The 22,618-nt window shown below is 48.9% G+C and carries 19 protein-coding genes; 8 read left to right on the top strand and 11 right to left on the bottom strand.

The genetic code is table 11. The features are described 5' to 3' along the window. Positions 1 to 248: 248 nt before the first annotated feature. The gene (locus J7438_RS05985) at positions 249 to 1,232 is read right to left on the bottom strand and encodes an ankyrin repeat domain-containing protein (RefSeq protein ID WP_209275817.1); all 984 of its coding nucleotides are present in this window, start codon (positions 1,230 to 1,232) and stop codon (positions 249 to 251) included. A gap of 176 nt (positions 1,233 to 1,408) precedes the next feature. Between J7438_RS05985 and cdd the strand changes: the two genes are divergently transcribed. The 5 genes from cdd (at position 1,409) to parC (ending at position 8,218) form a co-directional block, all read left to right on the top strand. Continuing rightward, complete coding sequence (gene cdd / locus J7438_RS05990; RefSeq protein ID WP_209275818.1) at positions 1,409 to 2,317, top strand: cytidine deaminase; 909 nt, start codon at positions 1,409 to 1,411, stop codon at positions 2,315 to 2,317. Positions 2,318 to 2,352: 35 nt separating this feature from the next. Beyond that, complete coding sequence (locus J7438_RS05995) at positions 2,353 to 2,616, top strand: hypothetical protein (RefSeq protein ID WP_209275819.1); 264 nt, start codon at positions 2,353 to 2,355, stop codon at positions 2,614 to 2,616. A gap of 191 nt (positions 2,617 to 2,807) precedes the next feature. Next, positions 2,808 to 4,100: an FAD-dependent monooxygenase gene (locus tag J7438_RS06000; protein WP_209275820.1), complete on the top strand. Its 1,293-nt coding sequence runs from the start codon at positions 2,808 to 2,810 to the stop codon at positions 4,098 to 4,100. A gap of 287 nt (positions 4,101 to 4,387) precedes the next feature. Beyond that, a complete protein-coding gene (locus tag J7438_RS06005; RefSeq protein ID WP_209275821.1) occupies positions 4,388 to 5,848 on the top strand; it encodes a di-heme oxidoreductase family protein in 1,461 nt (486 codons plus the stop codon). Positions 5,849 to 5,962: 114 nt separating this feature from the next. Then, on the top strand, positions 5,963 to 8,218 hold the full coding sequence (parC, locus tag J7438_RS06010) for a DNA topoisomerase IV subunit A (RefSeq protein WP_209275822.1): 2,256 nt from the start codon (positions 5,963 to 5,965) through the stop codon (positions 8,216 to 8,218). A gap of 108 nt (positions 8,219 to 8,326) precedes the next feature. On the opposite strand, the gene J7438_RS06015 is transcribed toward parC, so the two are convergent. From J7438_RS06015 to trxA, 5 genes are all read right to left on the bottom strand, one after another. Continuing rightward, the gene (locus J7438_RS06015; RefSeq protein ID WP_101745326.1) at positions 8,327 to 8,974 is read right to left on the bottom strand and encodes a TetR/AcrR family transcriptional regulator; all 648 of its coding nucleotides are present in this window, start codon (positions 8,972 to 8,974) and stop codon (positions 8,327 to 8,329) included. 159 nt (positions 8,975 to 9,133) lie between these two features. Continuing rightward, complete coding sequence (locus tag J7438_RS28190) at positions 9,134 to 9,862, bottom strand: hypothetical protein (protein ID WP_209275823.1); 729 nt, start codon at positions 9,860 to 9,862, stop codon at positions 9,134 to 9,136. Between the two features lie 72 nt (positions 9,863 to 9,934). Continuing rightward, positions 9,935 to 11,404 carry a 4-hydroxy-3-polyprenylbenzoate decarboxylase gene (gene ubiD / locus J7438_RS06025; protein WP_209275824.1) on the bottom strand — a complete coding sequence of 490 codons (1,470 nt, stop codon included), beginning with the start codon at positions 11,402 to 11,404 and terminating at the stop codon, positions 9,935 to 9,937. Between the two features lie 300 nt (positions 11,405 to 11,704). Further along, positions 11,705 to 12,964 (bottom strand): transcription termination factor Rho, encoded by a 1,260-nt coding sequence (gene rho / locus J7438_RS06030; protein WP_101745328.1) that lies wholly within the window; start codon positions 12,962 to 12,964, stop codon positions 11,705 to 11,707. 332 nt (positions 12,965 to 13,296) lie between these two features. Beyond that, the gene (gene trxA / locus J7438_RS06035; protein WP_101745329.1) at positions 13,297 to 13,620 is read right to left on the bottom strand and encodes a thioredoxin TrxA; all 324 of its coding nucleotides are present in this window, start codon (positions 13,618 to 13,620) and stop codon (positions 13,297 to 13,299) included. A gap of 408 nt (positions 13,621 to 14,028) precedes the next feature. Between trxA and J7438_RS06040 the strand changes: the two genes are divergently transcribed. Continuing rightward, positions 14,029 to 15,534: a Ppx/GppA phosphatase family protein gene (locus J7438_RS06040; protein WP_209275825.1), complete on the top strand. Its 1,506-nt coding sequence runs from the start codon at positions 14,029 to 14,031 to the stop codon at positions 15,532 to 15,534. 212 nt (positions 15,535 to 15,746) lie between these two features. Further along, positions 15,747 to 16,856: a hypothetical protein gene (locus J7438_RS06045; protein WP_209275826.1), complete on the top strand. Its 1,110-nt coding sequence runs from the start codon at positions 15,747 to 15,749 to the stop codon at positions 16,854 to 16,856. Between the two features lie 67 nt (positions 16,857 to 16,923). On the opposite strand, the gene J7438_RS06050 is transcribed toward J7438_RS06045, so the two are convergent. Beyond that, the gene (locus J7438_RS06050) at positions 16,924 to 18,738 is read right to left on the bottom strand and encodes a Na/Pi cotransporter family protein (protein ID WP_209275827.1); all 1,815 of its coding nucleotides are present in this window, start codon (positions 18,736 to 18,738) and stop codon (positions 16,924 to 16,926) included. Positions 18,739 to 19,329: 591 nt separating this feature from the next. On the opposite strand from J7438_RS06050, the gene J7438_RS06055 reads away from it, so the two are divergent. After that, complete coding sequence (locus J7438_RS06055; protein ID WP_209200405.1) at positions 19,330 to 19,752, top strand: H-NS family histone-like protein; 423 nt, start codon at positions 19,330 to 19,332, stop codon at positions 19,750 to 19,752. 50 nt (positions 19,753 to 19,802) lie between these two features. Here the strand turns inward: J7438_RS06055 and J7438_RS06060 are convergent, their stop codons facing one another. The 4 genes from J7438_RS06060 to rpmB form a co-directional block, all read right to left on the bottom strand. Next, entirely contained in the window at positions 19,803 to 20,468 is a 666-nt protein-coding gene (locus J7438_RS06060; protein WP_209275828.1) for a hypothetical protein, read from the bottom strand. Positions 20,469 to 20,499: 31 nt separating this feature from the next. After that, on the bottom strand, positions 20,500 to 21,825 hold the full coding sequence (trhP, locus tag J7438_RS06065; RefSeq protein WP_209275829.1) for a prephenate-dependent tRNA uridine(34) hydroxylase TrhP: 1,326 nt from the start codon (positions 21,823 to 21,825) through the stop codon (positions 20,500 to 20,502). Between the two features lie 211 nt (positions 21,826 to 22,036). Further along, positions 22,037 to 22,192 carry a 50S ribosomal protein L33 gene (gene rpmG, locus J7438_RS06070; protein ID WP_353620102.1) on the bottom strand — a complete coding sequence of 52 codons (156 nt, stop codon included), beginning with the start codon at positions 22,190 to 22,192 and terminating at the stop codon, positions 22,037 to 22,039. A gap of 45 nt (positions 22,193 to 22,237) precedes the next feature. Further along, positions 22,238 to 22,474, bottom strand: coding sequence for a 50S ribosomal protein L28 (rpmB, locus tag J7438_RS06075; RefSeq protein WP_101745336.1), 237 nt, complete (start codon positions 22,472 to 22,474; stop codon positions 22,238 to 22,240). Positions 22,475 to 22,618 lie beyond the last annotated feature (144 nt).

The raw sequence follows: 22,618 nt of genomic DNA on the forward strand, positions 1-22,618 counted from the left end.
TTCAGCTTTTGACCATCAACAGAGTGATGAAGTTTCTCCAACCGCCATTGATGACGCAATAAGCGTTGTTCCCCATTAATAGTAAGTCTGTGAGACGGTAATCTGAAGGTAATGCATTATCTTTGGTCACATGCCGCCCTGCAACCAGCCTGCATCGGGACAACTCTGCGGGTGAGGGAGGGAGAAAAGCAAGAAGGATGGGGAGAGACCTCCCCCGAAGGGGCTTAAGACGCTATAACTAACGTCTGTCATTCAGCCAGAGACTCTAGCAGTTGAAGATCCTTATCAATTTGTACTGCCATTGCTCCGAGTGTGGTGAGGTCAAGTCTATCTTGACTGAAGACCGTTTCAGGATTCTGGATACCATCACCCATTTTTTCCACTTTTTGCTCACCCTCCATACGGTTTATAACCGGTCTCATATTCAAGAGTTTTGGCTCAAGCTCGCTCTGTTGAGCCAAAATAGCCTCCCCTAATTGATCCCTGACATCCTGGGGTATCTTGCTGAGGATATCTTCGCAACCAATGAGACTGCCGCCGTGTTGCAAAAAGGCTTTTGCCGCCTCATAGTTGCCGGAGCTTAACGCATAATGAACGGGTGTGCCTGAATGACACCACCAGCCTGCCTCATTTAACTCGCCCTTGTGGAGATTATCATCGATATAGTCGCTCATAGCAGCATCCTGAAATACCGGGACCGTATAGAAACTTCTGGGAGCGATTTTATCGGCGGTGCACAGCGCGGCAACCATCTCAGGACTGCCGGATTCTGCCAGGGCATAAAGCAGGGGCTTATTGTTGACTGACAGTTGCTGTATAGGTTCCTGCAACAACTTTAGTTCTGATTGCCGATTATTTTCCACACATCTCTGATTATGTTCTACCACTTCATCCTTCATCGCCTCAAGATGTTTGGTAAAATCCTCGACATTATTTTCCTTCAGTACCTTTGAGATGTCTGCCGCTCTGGCGGACTGACCGCACATCCTGTTATTGATGCTGCTGGCGATCCCTGAGATTGCTTTGGTAATAGTCCAGGCACTTTTATCACTGTGAACCGCTCCACCGACTCTCGGAACATGCTGTTGACTGGAGGTCTCACTTATTGTTCTCCCATTCCAACTGCCCTCTTTGCCGATTTTGCCGGATTTTTCCGGAAATTCGCCTTCTTGTTCAGGGACTTTTGGTGGGACATTCCCGGGTTTATGTAGTCCATTGGTGTGGAAGGTCATAATCAAATCCTTTTTTAATCAATCCTCGATTAACTTTAGCTAAAGTGTGATTCCGTTACTGTTACTGGTAAATCCATATCTCTTCTGGCCCTGTAAACCATTGAAAAAGAGCAATGGAAATTCTCTCTTTTCCGTAGTACATAAGCAGCCTTGAATCCTGTCACAGGAGTAACGCTATGAATCACAGAGCTTTTCAGGATCAACTGGCTCAGTTCCCGGCTAATGCTGCGGATATCCTGCAACAGTTGATTCACCAGCAGGGCTGTCTTGAGCCAGAACAAGTGAATGAGCTTCAGGGCTTAATGGAGGTGCCATCGGAGCATCTTCTTAAAGCACTGCTTCCTCTCGCTGCGGCCATGAGCACCTGCCCGATCTCAAATTTTTCCGTAGGGGCGATTGTTGAGGGCTTTCGACCGGAAGGACAAGGGCCGGTCTATCTGGGTGCAAACCTTGAAATAGCCGGGCAGCCTCTGAAAATGGCTATTCACGCCGAGCAGGCAGCTATCTGCAATGCATGGCACCAGGGAGAAACCCGACTGCGCCGTCTGATGGTCAATGAAGCCCCCTGTGGGCACTGTCGACAGTTTATGAACGAACTGAATGGGATCGATCAGGTGGATATTCTGGTCAGTCAGCTCAATAGTGATCAACAGCGGCACTATAGGATTTCAACCCTGCTGCCAGACGCCTTTGGCCCCGGCGACCTGAAACAAAGCACTCGACTAATGAGCCCATCGCTGCTCTCCTTCGAGAGCCCGGACCCTGCTGATAAGCTGGTCAATGCAGCAACAGAAGCGGCCCGCCGGAGTTATGCGCCTTATTCTGGCTGTCACTCCGGTGTTGCTCTTCTTATAGATAATGGAGATATCATTTCTGGTAGATATGCTGAAAACGTAGCCTTCAATCCGGGAATGACCGCCGTAGAAGCCGCCCTGGTTAATCTCCGCCTATCCAGCCTGACCAAAGCACCGGGTAAGATTATTGACGCTGTTATGGTTGAAAACCAGGCCTCTATCTCTCATAAGGCCATGGCAGATTCAATCATTAGTCACACAGGAACAGAATTACGCTATTTCGTTGTATAAACTTATAGGAACTCATTGAGCAAGGAGGCCAGATTGTGAGTTCCGGTTACAGAATTGATTCATCATCCTCACCCCATCTTGACTACGGCCAGGGCAATGGCGACAGTACGGGTCACAATGAAAGCAGTGCAAATGCTTCCTCTACAGACCACAAGTCTTACATTGACCGCTCAGGCTCCAGAAAGGGTCGGGATAAATCTCTGGAAATGCGTAAAGCCCGTAAAAAAAACCGGCGCAAAAAGAAAAAAATCTCTGAGAGAAATACCAAAGAGTTTAATGATGGCCAGACCGATGAGTGAAGGCCATCACCAGACTGCCGTTAACGTCCTCTCACAATAATCCCTTCTCAGCCAATAGCATCTTCCCCTCTAAGGGCGACCCCGGACACTTCATTTGACTAATTCCATTCCCGGTGAAAAGATCCTGATCGGGAAGATAAATGGTGTGCGCTGCTGCACGGGTTTATGACGCTTACATACAATGCTTGCTTATGAAAAGAACAGACGCTTCCGGACAAAGTGATGACCAGCAACACTACGATGTACTTATTGTCGGTGGAGGTATGGTGGGTGCCACGATTGCCTGTGGCCTCGGCCAGCAGGGAATAAGGGTTGCCGTATTTGACCAATGTAAGCCATCGCCATTACCGGCGGAAGCACTACCCGAATTGCGAGTATCTGCACTAAGCACTGCATCGGAGGAAATTCTTCGCCAACTGGGCGCATGGCCACATATGCAGTCCATGCGTATGACGCCGTATCGTCGTATGGCGGTCTGGGAAAAACTGCACTCCCCTTTCGGCAAAGAGATAGATTCAAGAGCCAACCGGGTGATGTTTGACGCCAGGCTGATTAATCACTCGCAGCTGGGTTTTATTGTTGAAAACCGGGTGACTCAGTCAGGTCTGTTAGAAGCCATCAAATCCTACCCATCCGTCTCTTTTTTCTGCCCGGTCAGTATTCAAACCATTCATACCTCTTCGACGCCCCCGGTGATTGAGTTGTCCGATGGTCGTCGCTTTTCCGGTGATCTTTTAGTGGGGGCAGACGGTGCTAACTCACGGGTTCGCCAGGCTGCCGGGCTGGCCATGAACCAACGGGACTATGAGCAGCGATGCCTGGTGGCAACAGTGGAAATTGCCGGTGGTTGTCAGGACATTACCTGGCAGGCCTTTACCCCGACAGGCCCGGAGGCCTTTTTGCCACTGCCGGATATTAACGGCAGAAGTTACGGATCGATTGTCTGGTATAACCATCCGGAGAAAGTTCGGGAACTGCTGGCACTGTCCAAAGAGGCCTTCATTGAAGCGCTGGCAACCACATTTCCTGCTGAACTGCCTGATGTTATTCAGCTCCATGAGCGTGGTGCTTTTCCTATTGCCCGCCGCCATGTTACTGAATATTTTCGCCAGGGGGTCGTGCTTGCCGGCGATGCCGCTCACACGATAAACCCCTTGGCAGGACAGGGGGTAAACCTGGGTTTGCAGGATGCCGCCTGGCTGATTGAAATTCTGGTGGATGCCTTGAGGGCCGGTGAAAACCCCGGAAGCACGGAGGTTCTTGCCCGTTATGAACAGGCAAGGCGAAGCGATAATGCCTTGATGATGAATACCATGGATGCTTTTTACCATACCTTCAGTAATCAGAGTAAACCGCTGCAGCTTCTGCGAAATCTCGGCCTGACTCTGGCTGGCAAGCTGTCACCCGCGATCAACCAGGTGATGAAGTACGCCATGGGACTTTCTGGCAAACAGCCCAGGCTGGCCACTGGAAAAAAACTATAAATCCAACATTGGTCTTGTTGTTATGGTTTGCGGTGTGTTCAGCGCCTTGACCTCAGAACAGATGACTCGTTTACCTGTCCCAATCGGTAAATTGCCCTGACTGGTTTATTGATCATTATCAGGTTTTGCCGATTACCAGCATGACTGAAAAACAAAAATAACACAGGAAGAAAGCTTCTATCTAAAGCACGCTCATTGTGCGACTGCCTCCTGGGAGGCTGTCCGAGAATAGACTGCCCTACTGCGGTGGCAGCAATTGTTATGAAGGATTGATTTCAAGGATGATCATGGCTAATACCCCCTTTTTCATCGTCTTAAGTCTGCTGTTTTTGCTGGCTGGCTGTGATTTTTCCGAAGACTCTAAGAATCGGCCTGCTTATGAACAGTTCCAGACGGGTGAAAACATGCCTGGTGGCGCTGCTTCTGTTTGGGTTTCCGGGTTTAATACCATTGCCAAGCCTTCAGCCAATATGCCGGTATTTAACCGTTTAAACTTTCATAAAGGCAATGCGCTGTTCCGCCAGGACTGGCAACCGGAATCCGGGGATGATCTGGCTTCGGATGGGTTAGGGCCTCTGTTTCATACCGCCAGCTGCAGCGGTTGCCATATTCATGATCGAAGAGGGCATGCACCAGAAGATGGAGAGGTTACCGATGCATCGGTTCTGGTTCGGCTCAGCATTCCCGCCATCACTGATGAGCAGAAGAGACGCTTGAAAAAATCAGGCGTGATTCCTGAGCCTACCTACGGTGGACAGCTGCAGGTTAATGCCCTTGAGGGTGTAAAGCCTGAAGGGAGGGTCAGGGTTACCTTTGAATATTTCAAGGTAGCCTTTGCGGATGGTCATCAGGTTGAGCTTCGAAAACCGATATTCACCATGGAAAACCTTGGCTATGGTCCCATGGCTGAAAACACCATGATATCCATGCGGATTACGCCGTCAATGATTGGCATCGGTCTGCTGGAAGCCATTTCCGAGAAGAGTCTGCTGGCTAATGAAGACCCTGAAGATCAGGATGGTGACGGTATTTCAGGCCGGGCCAACCGGGTCTGGGATATCCAGAAGCAGAGAACATCCATTGGCCGGTTCGGTTGGAAAGCAGGGGTTCCAACTCTGCGACAGCAGTCGGCTGCGGCATTCAACGGGGATATGGGGCTGACCACCAGCCTGTTCCCGGATGAATCCTGTACTGAGTGGCAAAAGGATTGCCTGGCGGCTCCCAGCGGTGCGGCACCAGATGTGTCTGACTTTGTTCTGGATAAAGTGGTATTTTACAGCCGTAATGTGGGGGTTCCTGTTCGCACCAATGCCAAAAAGCCAGAGGTGCTAAAGGGCAAGAAATTATTTAATGAAGCGGGTTGCGCGGGCTGTCATCAACCCAGTTTCCGAACGGCTTCCATGGATGTTCAATCGGAAACCGCCATGACCGTTATTGAGGAGGAACAGGCTAATCAGCTGATCTGGCCTTACAGTGATTTTCTTCTGCATGATATGGGGGAGGGGCTTGCTGATGGGCGTCCGGAGTTTCTGGCCACCGGGAGAGAATGGCGCACACCGGCGCTCTGGGGTATTGGCCATACCCAGCTTTTGGATCGAAGAACCGGCTTCCTGCATGATGGTCGCGCCAGAAGCTTAATGGAAGCTATCCTCTGGCATGGCGGTGAAGCAAAACAATCCCGGGGCAATGTGTTAAAGATGAATATCCGTGAGCGCAAGGCCCTGGTGGCTTTTATCGAATCTCTTTGATTTCTGCCAATGTGGTTAAAAAATCTTATTGTGATAACACCATAACTTTTAGAACAAGAAAGATACTTGTTATCATGATGGATTTATTATCAGAGTCCTGACACAGGTTTAAGCATGGCGGAGCAGATCATTATTGGCGACGATGGAGTTGAGCGTCAGTCCCTGAGAGCGTATACCGAGAACGCGTACCTGAATTACTCCATGTACGTCATCCTGGATCGTGCCCTGCCTCATATAGGGGATGGCCTCAAACCTGTCCAGAGACGCATTGTCTATGCAATGAGCGAGCTTGGCTTGAAAAATACCGCCAAGTTCAAAAAGTCTGCCCGTACCGTGGGTGATGTGCTCGGTAAGTTTCATCCACACGGAGACAGCGCCTGCTACGAAGCCATGGTGTTGATGGCACAACCTTTTTCCTATCGCTACCCACTGGTGGATGGACAGGGCAACTGGGGCTCGCCTGATGACCCCAAATCCTTTGCCGCCATGCGTTATACCGAGTCCCGTCTCGCTAAATATGCTGACTCATTACTGGGGGAGCTCGGCCAGGGAACAGTGGACTGGGTACCAAACTTTGACGGAACACTGGAAGAGCCATCCATACTGCCAGCCCGCTTACCAAACCTGCTGCTGAATGGTACCACCGGTATTGCTGTCGGGATGGCAACCGACATTCCACCGCACAATCTGCGTGAAGTGGCCAACGCCTGTATTCACCTTTTGGAGAACCCAAGGGCCGGTGTTGCCGAGCTTTGTGAACATATTCAGGGGCCTGATTTTCCAACGGAAGCTGAGCTGATTACCCCTCGGTCAGACCTGATCAAAATGTATGAGTCGGGCAGGGGCTCTTTACGAATGCGCGCGGTCTACCAGCAGGAAAGTGGTGATATTGTGGTGACGGCCCTGCCACACCAGGCATCCGGAGCGAAGGTTCTGGAGCAAATCGCAGCGCAGATGCAGGCCAAAAAGCTGCCAATGGTCGCTGACCTGCGGGATGAATCCGACCATGAGAATCCGACTCGTCTGGTGATCGTTCCCAAGTCCAACCGGGTAGATACCGACAGCCTGATGAACCACCTGTTTGCCACCACTGACCTGGAAAAAACCTACCGGGTTAATATGAACATGATCGGTGTTGATGGACGCCCTCAGGTTAAGGCGCTCGACAAAATGCTGGGCGAGTGGCTTACCTGGCGGAGTGAAACGGTACGTCGCCGTTTACAACACCGGCTGGATAAAGTACTCAGCAGACTTCATATTCTTGAAGGTTTGATGATCGCCTTTTTGAATATTGATGAAATTATCGAAATCATCCGTACTGAAGATAAACCCAAAGTTATTCTGATGGAGCGCTTTGGACTTTCTGACATTCAGGCCGAAGCCATCCTTGACCTCAAATTGCGACATCTGGCCAAACTTGAAGAAGTAAAGATTCGCGCAGAGCAGGACGACCTGGAGCGGGAGCGCAATTCACTTGAATTGACCCTGGGATCAGAAAGACGTCTTAAGACGCTTATAAAAAAAGAGCTCAAAGCGGATGCTGAAAGCTTTGGCGACGATCGTCGTTCTCCCATCGTCGTAAGATCTGAAGCCCAGGCATTATCACAATCAGATCTGATGATTTCTGAATCTGTCACCATCGTACTGTCAAATAAAGGCTGGGTACGCTGCGCCAAAGGTCATGATGTCGATCCATTGACGCTTAATTATAAATCTGGCGACGGCTATCGTTTATCTGCAAAAGGGCGGAGCAACCAGACTTCAGTATTTCTCGATTCTACCGGGCGAGCCTACTCCGTTCTGACCCATACGCTGCCTTCGGCAAGAGGGCAGGGTGAACCATTAACCGGACGAGTCAACCCTCCCTCCGGCGCAACCTTTGAAGGTTTGTGTGTTGGTGACGCCAGTGATTGTTATCTGCTGGCCAGTGATGCGGGTTATGGTTTCATTGTGCAATTTTCCGATATGGTCAGTAAAAACAAGGCTGGAAAAACCCTGCTGACACTGCCCAAAAATGCCCATGTACTGACACCAATACCCGTAAGCGGCAACAACCCGATGCTGGCCGCCATCACCAATGAAGGGCGAATGTTGGTATTCCCATTGCAGGACCTTCCCAAGCTTGGCAGGGGGAAAGGCAATAAAATTATTAATATTGCCTCTGCCCGTGCAGCCGAGAGAAGTGAGCTGATGACTCAGCTTGCCATCATCAATGACGGTGATACGCTGACACTCTTTGCGGGCAAACGCCATGTGACTCTGAAAACCACAGACCTTGAGCATTATCGTGGCGAGCGGGGAAGACGTGGCAACAAGCTTCCCAGGGGTTTTCAGAAAGTGGATAAGGTTGAAGTGATGTCTGCAGGGTAACCTGCAGAATTATTCAGCGTCTTTTCGGATAAGCCTTTCAAGGCTTATTCCGGTGACCTTCCCCCATGGAAAAATGTGATGACTGAAAGAGCATTATAAAAGTTTATTTTAGTTATTGATTCCACAGCCGCCCAGTATCATCTGGCAGACACTTTCGGTATAGGCTTCCACATCCTCGGCATCCAGGTCCTCTTTACCCAGAACAGAAGCAACCTGGGGACCATAGTCGACGTAGTATTGAGTCGTTGCCCAGATGGTAAATAACAGATGAACAGGGTCAACCGGTCTCATCTTACCCTGGGCAATCCAACCATTAATAACCTCGGATTTTTCCTGAATCCAGTCATTAAAAGGCTGTAAATGCTCTTTAATATGCTGCCCTCCATGCAGTATTTCACTACTGAATATGCGGGATGCATTTGAATGAGCCAGAACATATTTCATTTTGGCCCTGATAAATTGTCTTAATGACGTTTCAGGATCATCATCCGGGTTGAGGCCACTGAAAACAGACTGCCATAGCTCCATGATGTGATTGAGCACCGCACCGTACAGCTCAACCTTACTATTGAAATAGTAGTGCACATTCGCTTTTGGCAAGCCAGCCCGATGGGCAATATCGCGAATAGACGCTCCCTTAAATCCGCTGGCGACAAACTCATCTTCTGCGGCTTGAAGAATAATTTGAATGTTTTTCTGCCGGACCCGACTATTTTTTAATCCTGCCTGATCTGTTTTTGAGGGTGATGGTTGCATACTGAATACCGTACCTTGCATTGATTATACTCGATTTGAATATAGACAAGGGACGGGCTTTTTCCACGGCTTAATAAAAAACGACAGTTTTCAAATAAAAAATACTGTCGTTTTTATTAAACTATATGAATTTTCTACTGTCGATGTGATTAAGCCTTATCAAGATCTCGGCGCATATGCAAAGACATCAGAGTGAATATTTTCCGCCTGGAAATTTTTTGCTACCAGTGCATCAAACGTTGCATAAACCATCTGCGGAGATCCGCTGATAAAGACTTCACTGCCAAGGATAAGGTTTTTGTCGTCTATGACCGCCTCAAACAAAAGCCCATGACGCCCCTGCCAGCCCGCTTCTTCAAGCGCATCACTGACCACCGGGTGGTAGTGAAATTGGGAAGAAGCCCAGTGAATGGGAAGATTAGGCATATAAAACCCTTCTGGCGAACGAGCCCCCCAGTACAGGTAGATATCTTGATTTCCGGGCTTGCTCAGTGAGAACTCAATCATGCTTTTCATCTGGGCAAACCCGGTACCCGCAGCGATAAACACCAGTGGTTTATCCGGAACACTTTCAAGAAAACACTGGCCTTTTGGCATTCGGATTGAAATGCTCCCCTGCTCAAGCTCATTGAATAGCTCAATGGAATTAGCGCTGGAAGATAACTTTTGAATATGTAATTCCAGCTCCTTTTGGCCGGGAACCGGAGGACTGGCTATTGAGAACGCGCAGGCTTCACCACCTGCCAGGAGAATCTCAAGGTACTGCCCTGCCCGATAGTCCGGGAAATAGCCCTGATGAGGCTTGAGGATGACACGGTAAATACCTTCCGATAGCAATTGAAGATTTGCAACCTGGCAAGACTGGGTGGAAACTTGGTTGATCTGCACGAATACCGCTACCTCTTACGCTTAAAACTTCAGGAACCCCGGGCTTCCTGAAGCTATATGCCAAATTAAGTGTTACTTATCAATGCCAAGCTGATCCCAAATAGCATCAACCCGATGTTTAATGGTATCTGTCATCGAAATGGCTGTTCCCCACTCCCGACTGGTTTCACCTTCCCACTTGTTGGTGGCATCAAAGCCGACCTTTGATCCCAGCCCGGCAACGGGAGAAGCAAAATCCAGGTAATCAATGGGCGTGTTGTCAATGAAGACTGAGTCTCTTTTCGGGTCCATGCGGGTAGTCATTGCCCATATCACATCATTCCAGTCCCTGGCATTGACATCATCATCGGTCACAATCACAAACTTGGTATACATAAACTGTCGCAGGAATGACCAGACACCCAGCATAACCCGCTTGGCATGCCCCGGATACTCCTTACGCATGGTAACGACTGCCAGCCGATAAGAGCAACCCTCTGGCGGTAAATAAAAATCAACAATTTCAGGAAACTGCTTCTTGAGAATAGGGACGAATATTTCGTTAAAAGCCAATCCCAGTATTGCCGGTTCATCCGGCGGGCGCCCTGTATAGGTGCTGTGATAAATGGGGTTACGCCGGTGTGTCACACATTCAACCGTAAACACCGGGAATGACTCAACCTCGTTGTAATAGCCAGTATGATCGCCGTATGGGCCCTCATCCGCCATCTCCCCGGGATAGATAAAACCTTCAAGGACAATCTCGGCACTGGCAGGAACCTGCAAATCATTCGTGCGACTTTTGGTTAACTCGGTTTTTCTGCCCCTCAACAGACCGGCAAACGCATATTCTGATAATGAGTCAGGGACCGGTGTCACAGCACCAAGAATGGTCGCGGGGTCAGCGCCTAAAGCCACCGATACCGGAAAAGGGGTATCCGGGTATTTTTTCTGCCAATCCCTGAAATCAAGCGCCCCACCCCGATGGGATAACCAGCGCATGATTAATTTATTCTTGCCAAGCAGCTGCTGACGATAAATGCCCAGGTTCTGGCGTTCTTTTTCCGGGCCACGGGTAATGACCAGGGGCCAGGTAATCAATGGTGCGGCATCCCCAGGCCAGCAAGTCTGAATTGGCAGCCGGGTTAAATCAATATCATCACCTTGCAGTACCACCTCCTGACAAGGTGCCGATTTAACCACCTTTGGTCCCATGTTCAGCACCTGCCTGAACAGCGGCAGCTTTTCGATGGCATCTCTCAAGCCTTTTGGAGGATCCGGCTCTTTCAGGTAGGCCAACAGCTCACCCACTTCTCTCAGTGCACCGATATCCTTCTGCCCCATCCCCAGGGCAACCCGCTTCTGCGTACCAAACAGGTTCGCCAACACGGGCATATCGAAGCCTTTGGGGTTTTCAAACAATAGGGCGGGGCCCCCTTTTTTCAGGGTTCGATCACAGATTTCAGTCATTTCCAGAACTGGGTCAACTTCAAACGTGATTCGCCTGAGTTCCCCCTGTTTTTCCAGCTGATCAATGAAATCCCGGAGATCCTTGTATTTCATGAATATTTCTTCTTTGGCTCTGACTTTTTCAGGCTTTGGCAGTTTTCTCCTGAATAGGGAAAACTACGTCAGTTGAAACAGATGATAAAGAGGTTATTGCTGTCTGATTGAGGATCGAATAACAGAAGCTTGCCTTTCACGGTCTTTCCACACCGCAAAATGAACAGACTGTAAGATCAAAGTCTGACCAGGTAATTGTGCAATGGTTCATAGGCTTGCAGGGAGCTTTTGCCTTATACCCCGCAGAGACTGTGATAGTGATCGATATCCTTATCACAGCCCTTCCTGGGGGAATAAAAATTACTTCCGTTTCATGGACTGGAAGAATTCTTCATTCGTCTTGGTGTGCTTCATACGGTCCAGCAGGAATTCAATGGCCTGAATTTCATCCATTGGGTGCAGGATTTTACGCAGAATCCACATACGCTGAAGCTCTTCTTCCGTGGTCAGCAGATCTTCACGGCGAGTGCCTGACTTGTTGATACCAATAGCAGGGAAGACCCGCTTTTCAGCCGCCCGACGGTCAAGGTGGAGTTCCATGTTACCGGTACCCTTGAATTCCTCAAAGATAACCTCATCCATCTTGGAGCCGGTATCAACCAGTGCGGTTGCCAGAATAGTCAGACTGCCACCCTCTTCAATGTTACGGGCAGCACCAAAGAAACGCTTCGGACGCTCAAGGGCATGAGCATCCACACCACCCGTAAGCACCTTGCCGGAAGAGGGAATCACAGTGTTGTAAGCACGGGCCAGACGGGTAATGGAATCCAGCAGAATAACCACGTCTTTCTTGTGCTCTACCAGACGCTTGGCTTTTTCCAGCACCATCTCAGCAACCTGCACATGACGTGAAGGAGGCTCATCGAAGGTGGAGGCGACCACTTCACCGCGCACGGAACGGGACATTTCGGTAACTTCTTCCGGACGCTCATCAATCAGCAGAACAATCAGGTAGCACTCCGGATTATTACGGGTAATGTTTGCCGCAATATTTTGCAGCATCAGTGTTTTACCCGCTTTAGGAGGAGAGACAATCAGGCCACGCTGACCTTTGCCAATGGGAGCTACCAGGTCGATAATTCGAGCGGTTAAATCCTCTGTTGCACCATTTCCCATCTCCATAGTGAGACGGTCCTGGGGAAACAATGGCGTAAGGTTTTCAAACAGGATTTTATTGCGGGCATTTTCTGGTTGGTCAAAATTGATTTCATTCACCTTGAGGAGGGCAAAATATCTTTCTCCCTCCTTGGGTGGACGAATTTTCCCGGAGATCGTATCGCCCGTTCTCAGATTAAATCGGCGAATCTGACTTGGGGAAACATAAATATCGTCCGGCCCCGCCAGATAGGAACTATCAGCGGAACGGAGAAAACCAAAACCATCCTGGAGAATTTCCAGAACACCGTCACCATAGATGTCTTCACCACTGCGTGCATGGCGTTTGAGTATGGTGAAAATTACATCCTGCTTCCTGGAACGGGCAAGGTTTTCGAGACCCATTTCATTCGCTATCGCCAGAAGTTCAGGAACAGACTTTTTCTTCAGTTCGGTAAGATGCATAACCAGTAGTGTGCGAATGTTAAATTGAAAGGTAAGTGGCCGTTGTCTTTGCAGGAAGATCAGAAAGTATTTGACTTATTATGATAAGGGACAGCTAAGTATTGATTGATGCCTGCGAGTGTTTATAACGGCTGCCCTGTCTGGGCCATATCCCTGAGGTCAGAAGATTCCTGACAGCCCTGTGTAATTACAGTCTATATCCATTTCTGGAAAATAATCAAGAATTAAGATTTCGTCAACTGAATTGATTTAAAAATTTAATCAAATGGCTATAAAAATTGAGGCCAGCCAAGTGGCTGTAACGGTCTGTCACAACCACCAATGACCAGCAATTACAGATTGCTATCCAAAAATGCGGTCAGCTGTGATTTGGACAGGGCACCCACTTTCGTAGCTTCTACGTTGCCGCCCTTAAACAACATCAGCGTAGGAATACCACGCACACCGTATTTTGGCGGGGTTGCCTCATTCTCATCAATATTCAGCTTGCAGACGGTCAGCTTACCGTCGTAGTCCTGGGCAATTTCATCAAGAACGGGGGCAATCATTTTACAAGGACCACACCATTCAGCCCAATAGTCAACCAGCACCGGACCTTCCGCCTTCAGAACCACTTCTTCGAAGGAGTCATCTGTCACTTTGACAATTTCGCTCATGGAATGGATCTCCTAACCAGGGTACTTAATTAGTACTTAAAAGTGTTTAAAGTAAACTCAGGAGCCTTGACCGAGGGCAAGCCAAACAGGCTGCCAAAAGATATCACCGGCCCAGAACTGACCTATTATGCCTGATTCATGGAATTTTGTGGCTTTTTTTTCTATAAAAATGCCATTGAGCATGGAGGCTTATAAGATTGCCATATGACACAGGCCTGTTTTTCAGTCATCAGTGTAGCTTTGCCCCGGGCACTGCAGCCAGTAGGATTTGTGTGCATAACTCGATTAAAGTTAACCTTTTGACATCGGTTATGCTCCGGTCTGCAACCCAGTATTGTCAGGTTGTTGAAACGAGCGTTGAAAGCACTGAAAAACATAACATTTTCAATATATTAGCTATGAAATATCATGACAAAACAAGGGCGTGAACAGTCCGGCAGCCTACCTCTGGTAGCCGCCATAGACCTTGGCTCAAACAGCTTTCACATGATCGTTGCCAGAGTGGATCAGGGTGAAATCCGACCAGTAGAAAGGCTGGGCAAAAAGGTTCAGTTAGCTGCGGGGCTTAACCAGCACGACGAGCTAACGGCTGAAGCAATGAAGCGGGGCTTCAGTTGTCTGGAACAGTTTGCCCAGTACCTCGCTGGCAATACCTTTCAAGCGGTCAGAGTCGTGGGTACCAATGCCCTGCGTAAGGCCCGGAACAGCGATGCTTTTGTTGACCAGGCCCAGTCTATCCTGGGCTACCCGGTTGAAATTATCGCGGGCAGGGAAGAAGCTCGTCTCATTTACCTTGGTGTTGCCCAAACCCAGTCCGATGATAATGAGCGCCGTCTGGTGATGGACATCGGTGGCGGGAGTACCGAGTTCGTTATTGGCGAACGTTTTGAGCCAAAGTTGATGGAAAGCCTGCACATGGGCTGTGTGGTCTTTACCGACCGCTTTTTTGGCACCGGAGAACTCACACCACAACGATTCCAGTCCGCTTATTACGCCGCACGACTGGAATTACTCAATATTGAACAATCATTTACCCGTTTGGGCTGGGTTGATGCCGTAGGGTCATCAGGTTCAATCCGTGCGGTCAGCAGCATTCTTCAGGCCATGGGGGAGAGTGATACCATCACCCGGGAAAATCTGGAGATGCTCAAGCTCAAAGTCCTGAAGTTTAACCAGATCGGCCGTGTTCGTTTTCCCGGGCTGAAGCCTGATCGTCAGGCGATTTTTCCAGCAGGCCTGGCCATTCTCATGGCAGGCTTCGATGCCCTTGGCATCGAACGTATGCATTACTCTGACGGTGCACTTCGGGAGGGTGTTCTGCACGACATGCTCGGGCGAGACCGCCATGAAGACGTTCGCGAGCGAACCATAAATGCCTTGATGAGTCGCTATCATGTTGATGAGCAACAGGCCTTCAGGGTCATGAATCATGCCCGGAACTGCTTTGCCATGACGGCTGATATCTGGGAACTGGGCGACTGTGATCTTGAGCTGCTGTCCTGGGCTGCGCGCGTGTGCCAGATAGGGCTTGATATCTCCCATACGCAGTACCATCGACATGGTGCTTACCTGATCGATAACTCTGACCTGATGGGATTCAGCAAAAGAGAACAGCAGCAACTTGCGCTGCTCGTCAGGGGCCACAGACGTTCCATATCCAAATCACTCCTTTCCACCTGGCCTAAGGCGGTATCACGCAAGCTGATGCGGCTGATTATCCTGCTGCGCATTGCCAATGTGCTGAGTCATGGTCGCGACGATACCTTACCGGAATATTCCATAAGCTTATCCGGCTCTACCATATCCCTGTTTTTCCCGGAAGACTGGTTAGAACAACACCCTCTGACCGAAGCGTACTTTGACTCAGAGCGAAGCTATCTGGCAAAAATAGGCTTCAAGTTACTGGTGGCATAGCAACGTACATAACAACGTGGTGAGGAACTAATCTGACCGCACAGTGTCAAAACAGTACGGACGAACTTTTCGGGTCTTTGACCTGACAGGTCGATATACGATCAGTGCTGTTCACTCAGCCTGCTTGATATAAATTCAGGATATCACTGGCTTTTCCAGCTTGCGTATAGCTTATGGAAACTGGTTGTCCCTATTAACTAACAGGTGTTTCTATGACTATTCCAGCTACCAGCACAACCCAGACCACTTTGGCTCATCCTGTCCAACAGCTTCTGGCGGAACAGCCAACAAGCCATTACACGACTGAAAGTTTTGGTAATCAGCCGGGGGCGGAGGTCCTGGCCAACCGGCTTAATCAATTGGGTGAAAATCTGAAAACTTTTCCTGCTTATGTACTCGCATACATGTGCGATAACTTCACCACTGCCTTTAATCTGCATTCAATCCTGGTTACAGAAACCAGCCAGTTGAACGCCATAAAAATCCTGCTGGCCGCTAACAACTGCACGGATCCGGAATCAATTCAGTTTTTTGCTGAGAAATTCCATGACATTCCAGACACCGAGCCCGGCGTGAGGTTAAAAGACACAGCGGCGGAAGACAATCTGCTGGAAATTACCCATCACGAGGGACACCAGGGTCAACCAACGACATTCAACCACTATCGACAACCATTATTGGAGCACTTTATTGTCTGTGCATTCCCGGAGCCAGAATATACTGTGCAACAGCAGACGCTGCTGAAAGATGCATTAACCCTGGCAGGCAGGCAGATTACCGGCAATTGGGGCTTCGGATGTCTGGATAAGCCATTACCCTATAGTGACTTTAACCGGGAAACCGTCGCCCACCTCGCTGCCTGTCTGAGCTACCCGAGGCAGCCTGAATGTGCCAAAGTGCTGGCTCAGATATACATGGGGATTCAGGAGGCGTTGTTCAATCCGAAGTCAAGTTTGTGCTTACTGCTGGAAGACAACCAGAATTGGCTCCTGATAGCACTGCTGACGGAGGACAGCGACAACCCGGCCACCCTGAGCAATGAAGCGGCCTTGATGTTATCACTGACAGCCAGTAAGGATCATCCGAATGCTAAGATATTGACGGATGAAATTGAGAATGAACTTGAGAGATTGATAGAAGAAGTTGGTATTTGTCCAACAGATCTGGGCCATTTTGCCGACGCAAATCTCGTGTTGAATTTCGCCGGGGCTGCCAAAAAAAAACAACTTGCTAATGACGACATCAGGGCAGCAGAGTTAGAAGTTATCCGCTTCGCTGACGAGCTTATGGGTGTGAAAATCCCCTTGGAGTCACTGCCATAATAGTTGTCGCTTCTCCCGAGTCTGGAAACCTGAACGAGGTCGGTCAGAAATATACGATTTCATTTGGTTAACTATTAGATCGAGACTCAAAATTAAGATCGATCTCTCGATATTCTTCTCGATCCCTGGTCAACATAATCACGGCTCCATCAATAAGACTGGTGCAGGCATCATGTACATGGGCACTGTCATTCATCAAAGAGCTGGCCATAAATGAGTCAACCTGGTTGGAGCGAATGAGTTCATTCAGTTTTCTGTGCATCTGCTCATCCTGCTCGCTCAGCTCCTGCTTTAACTGTTCCGCATGCTGACGAATATGATCATAATTACGTCGTACTCCCAATACATCAATAAGCTTCAGGACTGAGGCAAGGCACAGTCTGAGCTGGTTGTATTGGTGGCGTATCTGCTCATTATCCGAATGCAGGTAATGCCCCATATTTTTATAGATATGCTTGACATGTTTGATGGCCTGGACAAAGTCACGACAGGCAACTTTAAGCGCAAATAACTCCTGCACCTGCGCTCTGGGAAGATTCCCTTCTATGGCTCCTGAGTAGTGAATAATGTCCGCATAGATACCTTTGATGTGCCGGATATACAGCTCTTTTATGGTCCAGGGCTGATCATCGCGCATCCAGCTGTTCACCAGATCCGTCAGACTGTCCGACTCCCTCAGCTTGTCGCCGGTAAGATATATCCCATAACAGATCAGTTCGAGTGTATTTCTGTATAAGTGGTCACACTCCCGGGTCAGTGCTCTTAGCGCCGTATCCGGATAATTCAGTGTTGCCGGGGTTAAGTAGCGCGCCCGGTGAATGGCAGGATTATCCTCAGTGGCAAGATTCAGATGAGACTGCCTGTCAGGATCGACAAAAAGCGACTCCAGCCAACGGATAAGCAGCTGGAAAAAAGGAAGTTGAACGACTATTCCCATGACATTAAAGAGACTGTGGAACAGCGCAAGCTTCAGAGTGTAGTCATCTGCCCCGATCGGAAAAAATCCGGCAGTAAAATCCACAAGCACCTTTAACTGGGGCAACAAAAGAATAGCCAGAACAGCGGTGGCCACATTAAACGTAATATGTGCCACAGCCAATCGTTTCCCTGCTGCATTTGCCCCCATCGCTCCCAGCACTGCTGTTATGGTTGTACCGATATTTGAACCGATAGCCAGTGCTAACGCATTATCGTAAGTCAGCTGACCCGCTGCCAGGGCAGAAAAGGTGAGCACCAGTACCGCATTGGTGGACTGCATAATGATAGTGGCCAGAACACCAAAGAGTGTGAAGACCAAAATGCCCTGCATTCCTTCCATGGAGAAGCTGCTGAAATCAATCACAGTCTGGAATGCTTCAAAACCCTCTTTCATGTAATGAATACCAAGAAAGAGAAAGCCAATACCCAGCAAGATGCAGCCGAAGCCACTGAATGTTTTCTCCCGCTGACTCCTCAAAATCAAACCGAAAACGAGTAAGGGCATGGCATAGGAAATCAGCTTTAACTTCATACCATACAAGGCAACTAACCATGCACCGACAGTGCTGCCCAGATTTGCGCCAAAAATGATGCCAACGCCCGCAGTCAGCCCAATCAGGCCGGCACTGAGAAATGAAATAACAATAACGGAAACCAGCGAACTGGACTGCAGGACAGCGGTTGTGGTGATACCGAAGGCCAGACTTTTCCAGAGACTGTCAGTGGTTTTCTGAAGGAACGCCTCAAGCATCCCCCCCGTAAAGACCTTAAACCCCTTTTCCAGATAAACCATGCCCAGCAGAAAAATAACCACACCTGCCGTGATCACCTGAAGCTCTGAGCTAACCCAAAAGCCGTAAGTCAACAGCAGCAGTGCTGTTGGAAGAACAACGCGTCCGAGCATATTTAGTCACTTATCCAGGATAACCAGTAAGACCCATTCCCAATGCAGAAAATATGGGGCTATAGCGTCTGTTATCGACGGGTAAACAGGATCCCTCCAATGTATCTGATCTTCAATTAATCACCATCGGGAAAAAGGTTCAGCCCTGGCTGAAAAACGACGGGGCGAAAGAAAGGGTTTGGTCAAATATTGCAACATGGATGACAACAAAAAGCCTCATTGAGCCAAGGCTACGGCCCTGACTTACTCGATACAATCCAGCAAAGTATTTGAATAAAACATGTGCCTTATAACTTGATAAATAGAGGACAGTAACCGACTGCTAACAGGAGTAACCAGTAAAATGAAGAGCAGTATTTTATAAGGGTCAAACTCACCATTTTCTTGCCAATCAAACAAAATACATTACTTTTATTCATATTGAACGAGTAATAAGCAGAACCACTCTGTGAATTACCCTATACCTGCGTAACTGACAGGTAACCGTTCCAGTCTTAGGTTATAGATATTTGTCGACTTTCTTAATGTCCGTGTTGATGCATTATTTACCGCCTCATACGGTCAAAGGCTCCAGTAGATTGAGGGTATACAATGAAATTACTGGATGAGTTACATCATCGGCTAGGTAGTAAATCCCGGATTCGCTCACTATTCAAAGATGTCAGTGTTCAGGAGCTGGAAAAGATTCTGGACCGCCTGAAAGGGGTACATAAGGAAAAATTGCAATCCAGGGTTAAAGAGGATGCAAAACGACAGAAAAAAATGAAAGACATTGTCGCTATACACAAAGAAATGGCGGAACTTGGTATTACGCTCTCAGATCTGGACAACATTAACGACCCGGGAAAAACGGGAAAACGTCGACGAACTGTCACAAAGCATACCTTTCAATATGAAAATCCAGCCGGACAAACTGTGTACTGGGAGGGCTCAACCACTGGAAGACTACCAAAAGACTTTCAGGAGTACCTGGAAAAAACTCAGAAAAAGCGGGCAGAGTGCATTATTAAGTAAAGTCAGGATTCTGTGAAAATACCGCTTCCCATTTCCCCGGCATTGATCAGTTACAGCTGTTGCATGTGGATGACCATTGAACGAATCCAGAGTGTCAGGTCATCCATATCTTCAAGAGACAGTAGTAAAAGAGCCATATCAAGCGGGTCCAACTCGCCTTCATGTTGGAAGACTTCACCTTTGCAGGCTGAAATCCTATTCCGCAGTTCATCCACCGCCATCTTTACTTCCTGATTAACCTCCAGCAAAGCTCGGGATTGTTGTTTTCTAAATCCTGCGATGCCCAGGCGGTCCTGTTTTGCAACACCCGACTTCAAGCTATAGACAACGCTGGCAAAGTGTTGATTCAACCGTTCAACAGAACGCTGCAAATCTTCGGTAAGCCTGGGAGGTCGATACGTTAATCGCTCAGCCAGTCGGCAGATCAGGTGCGCCAGGTTATTCTGAGTCTGTAAGAGGGAGAGCACCAGCCCCTTGGGCTGCGCGGTCAATGTTGGCTGGTTGAGCCTGGCCAGAATTTCCTGCTCCAGTTTTTCCACAGCTGGCAGAAAATCAACAAGCCATTTCGCCCGCTCATGCCACTGGTCATCGGCAGTTAACCGGCTCTGCAACTGCCTGTTCAGTAACACCAGGGCATCCAGGATCACCTGTCGATGCTGGCTTAACGGCTTATAGGCAGAGCCGGAAAAAATACTGGTAAAGGTCGTAAGATCCATAACGATCTTATCGACTCAGAATATCACCGGATTAGGGCAGATTACGCACCAGCAGTGAGTGGGCATTTGGCAAAACACCGTCAGGCTTTGGTATTTTTACCAGGTGGCCCGATCCGGGAGCTACATCAATACGCTCACCACGACGATTTTCCAAACGCTCCAGATTGAACACATAGTTGCCTTTGGGGGTCATCAGCTCCAGGGTATCTCCCAACTCAAAGCGGTTTTTCACATCCACCGTTAGCTGCTGATCGTCAAAATCAACAATTTCACCGACAAACTGCTGCTTGCTTTCCCGGGAGTTACCAGTTTCATAATTCTGATACTCGTCGTGCACATGGCGACGATAAAAGCCTTCGGTATATCCTCTGTTGGCCAGATTTTCCAGAGTGTCCATCATGCCCATATCAAAAGGATTACCCGCTGCGGCATCATCAATGGCTTGACGGTATACCTGGGCGGTTCTGGCAACATAATAAAAAGATTTGGTCCGCCCTTCGATCTTGAGGGAGTGAATGCCCATCTCCGTTAAGCGACGAACATGCTGGACAGCCCTGAGGTCCCTGGAGTTCATGATATAAGTGCCATGCTCATCTTCAAAAGCAGGCATATATTGGTCCGGACGCCCCTTTTCCTGCAGCAGGAAAATAGAGTCAGATGTTACGCCAGTCCCCAGGGTTGGAGTAACCATCGCAGGGCTACTACTGACCGGAATCACATCACCGCTCTCAGTCTCTTTTGCCTCATGGGCCTGATACTGCCAGCGACAGGCATTGGTGCAGGTTCCCTGGTTCGGGTCCCTTTTGTTGATATAACCGGAGAGCAGACAGCGGCCCGAGTATGCAATACAGAGTGAACCATGAACAAAGACCTCAATCTCGGTATCAGGGCACTCTTCCCGGATCTCCTGAATCTCCTCCAGGGATAACTCACGGGACAGAATAATCCGCTCAACCCCCTGCCTGGCCCAGAATTTTACCGTGGCAAAGTTCACCGCGTTCGCCTGAACCGAGAGGTGGACTGGCATATCCGGCCAGGTTTCACGCACCATCATAATCAAACCCGGATCGGACATGATCAGTGCATCAGGCCCCATGGCAATAACCGGCTCCATATCCCGGAGATAGGTTTTCACCTTACTGTTATGGGCCGCGATATTGCTGGCCAGATACAGCTTTTTGCCCAGGGAGTGAGCCTCATCAATGCCTTTTTTCAGATTGTCCAGTTTAAAGTCGTTATTGCGGACTCTCAGACTATAGCGGGGCTGGCCAGCATAAACAGCATCTGCACCATAGGCAAAAGCAAAGTGCATATTCTTCAGTGTTCCCGCTGGCGAAAGGAGTTCCGGTTTCATCATGACCTACAGCTGATGTTCTTGAATGGCGCGCATTATAACAGTGCAACCACAATGCAACAGTAGTGAGAGCACACAGTTCCTAAGTGCAAAGCAGGGGATGGCAGGTTTTGATCCTGAGAGGAATATTAACAGAGGGGGGGATAGCGCAACAGAAGTGAGTGGCGGTCCGTATCAGTTTGCCTGATACGAACCAGAGCAAAGCAAACAAGATTTACTTGATCTTGTATTCCTTGTACTCAACGTGCTTGCGAACAACCGGGTCATACTTCTTGAACACCAGCTTGTCAGGCGTATTACGCTTGTTCTTGGTGGTGGTGTAGTAGTGACCAGTGCCTGCGCTGGAAACCAGCTTGATTTTCTCACGAATACCTTTAGCCATGATTTATGCTCCTGCTAAGTTAGCTGTCTCGACTTAAAAAGATTGACCGCTGGCGCGCAGATCAGCCAGAACGGCATCAATGCCTTTCTTGTCGATAATACGCATGCCTTTTGCAGAAACACGCAGGCGCACAAAGCGCTTTTCACTTTCAACCCAGAAGCGCTTGTGGTGCAGGTTAGGCACGAAGCGACGACGGGTTTTGTTCTGAGCGTGGGAAACATTATTCCCGGTAACCGGGCGCTTGCCGGTAACCTGACAAACCTTGGACATGTGGATGGCCTCTCAAACCGTCTCTTAAACCAAAATCACCAGCCATGAGGCCGGAAAACTTAACTGAATTCCAGTGTCTGCTTCGGGCAGATCTGCCCATGGTTACAGAGTCAAGAGACCTTCAAGACTCATCAGCAGCTACCC

It is taken from the genome of Thalassotalea sp. G20_0 (assembly GCF_017744175.1).
In the GTDB taxonomy this organism is placed as follows: Bacteria; Pseudomonadota; Gammaproteobacteria; order Pseudomonadales; family Endozoicomonadaceae; genus Endozoicomonas.

Excerpts from the sequence above, each read along its gene's own strand:
- J7438_RS06050 (WP_209275827.1), bottom strand. The coding sequence starts at position 18,738 with ATGCTCGGACGCGTTGTTCTTCCAACAGCACTGCTGCTGTTGACTTAC.
- J7438_RS06015 (WP_101745326.1), bottom strand. The coding sequence starts at position 8,974 with ATGCAACCATCACCCTCAAAAACAGATCAGGCAGGATTAAAAAATAGT.
- J7438_RS05985 (WP_209275817.1), bottom strand. The coding sequence starts at position 1,232 with ATGACCTTCCACACCAATGGACTACATAAACCCGGGAATGTCCCACCA.
- J7438_RS06055 (WP_209200405.1), top strand. The coding sequence starts at position 19,330 with ATGAAATTACTGGATGAGTTACATCATCGGCTAGGTAGTAAATCCCGG.
- J7438_RS06005 (WP_209275821.1), top strand. The coding sequence starts at position 4,388 with ATGGCTAATACCCCCTTTTTCATCGTCTTAAGTCTGCTGTTTTTGCTG.
- rho (WP_101745328.1), bottom strand. The coding sequence starts at position 12,964 with ATGCATCTTACCGAACTGAAGAAAAAGTCTGTTCCTGAACTTCTGGCG.
- trhP (WP_209275829.1), bottom strand. The coding sequence starts at position 21,825 with ATGATGAAACCGGAACTCCTTTCGCCAGCGGGAACACTGAAGAATATG.
- J7438_RS06045 (WP_209275826.1), top strand. The coding sequence starts at position 15,747 with ATGACTATTCCAGCTACCAGCACAACCCAGACCACTTTGGCTCATCCT.
- rpmB (WP_101745336.1), bottom strand. The coding sequence starts at position 22,474 with ATGTCCAAGGTTTGTCAGGTTACCGGCAAGCGCCCGGTTACCGGGAAT.
- parC (WP_209275822.1), top strand. The coding sequence starts at position 5,963 with ATGGCGGAGCAGATCATTATTGGCGACGATGGAGTTGAGCGTCAGTCC.
- cdd (WP_209275818.1), top strand. The coding sequence starts at position 1,409 with ATGAATCACAGAGCTTTTCAGGATCAACTGGCTCAGTTCCCGGCTAAT.
- ubiD (WP_209275824.1), bottom strand. The coding sequence starts at position 11,404 with ATGAAATACAAGGATCTCCGGGATTTCATTGATCAGCTGGAAAAACAG.
- J7438_RS06000 (WP_209275820.1), top strand. The coding sequence starts at position 2,808 with ATGAAAAGAACAGACGCTTCCGGACAAAGTGATGACCAGCAACACTAC.
- J7438_RS06040 (WP_209275825.1), top strand. The coding sequence starts at position 14,029 with ATGACAAAACAAGGGCGTGAACAGTCCGGCAGCCTACCTCTGGTAGCC.
- trxA (WP_101745329.1), bottom strand. The coding sequence starts at position 13,620 with ATGAGCGAAATTGTCAAAGTGACAGATGACTCCTTCGAAGAAGTGGTT.
- J7438_RS06060 (WP_209275828.1), bottom strand. The coding sequence starts at position 20,468 with ATGGATCTTACGACCTTTACCAGTATTTTTTCCGGCTCTGCCTATAAG.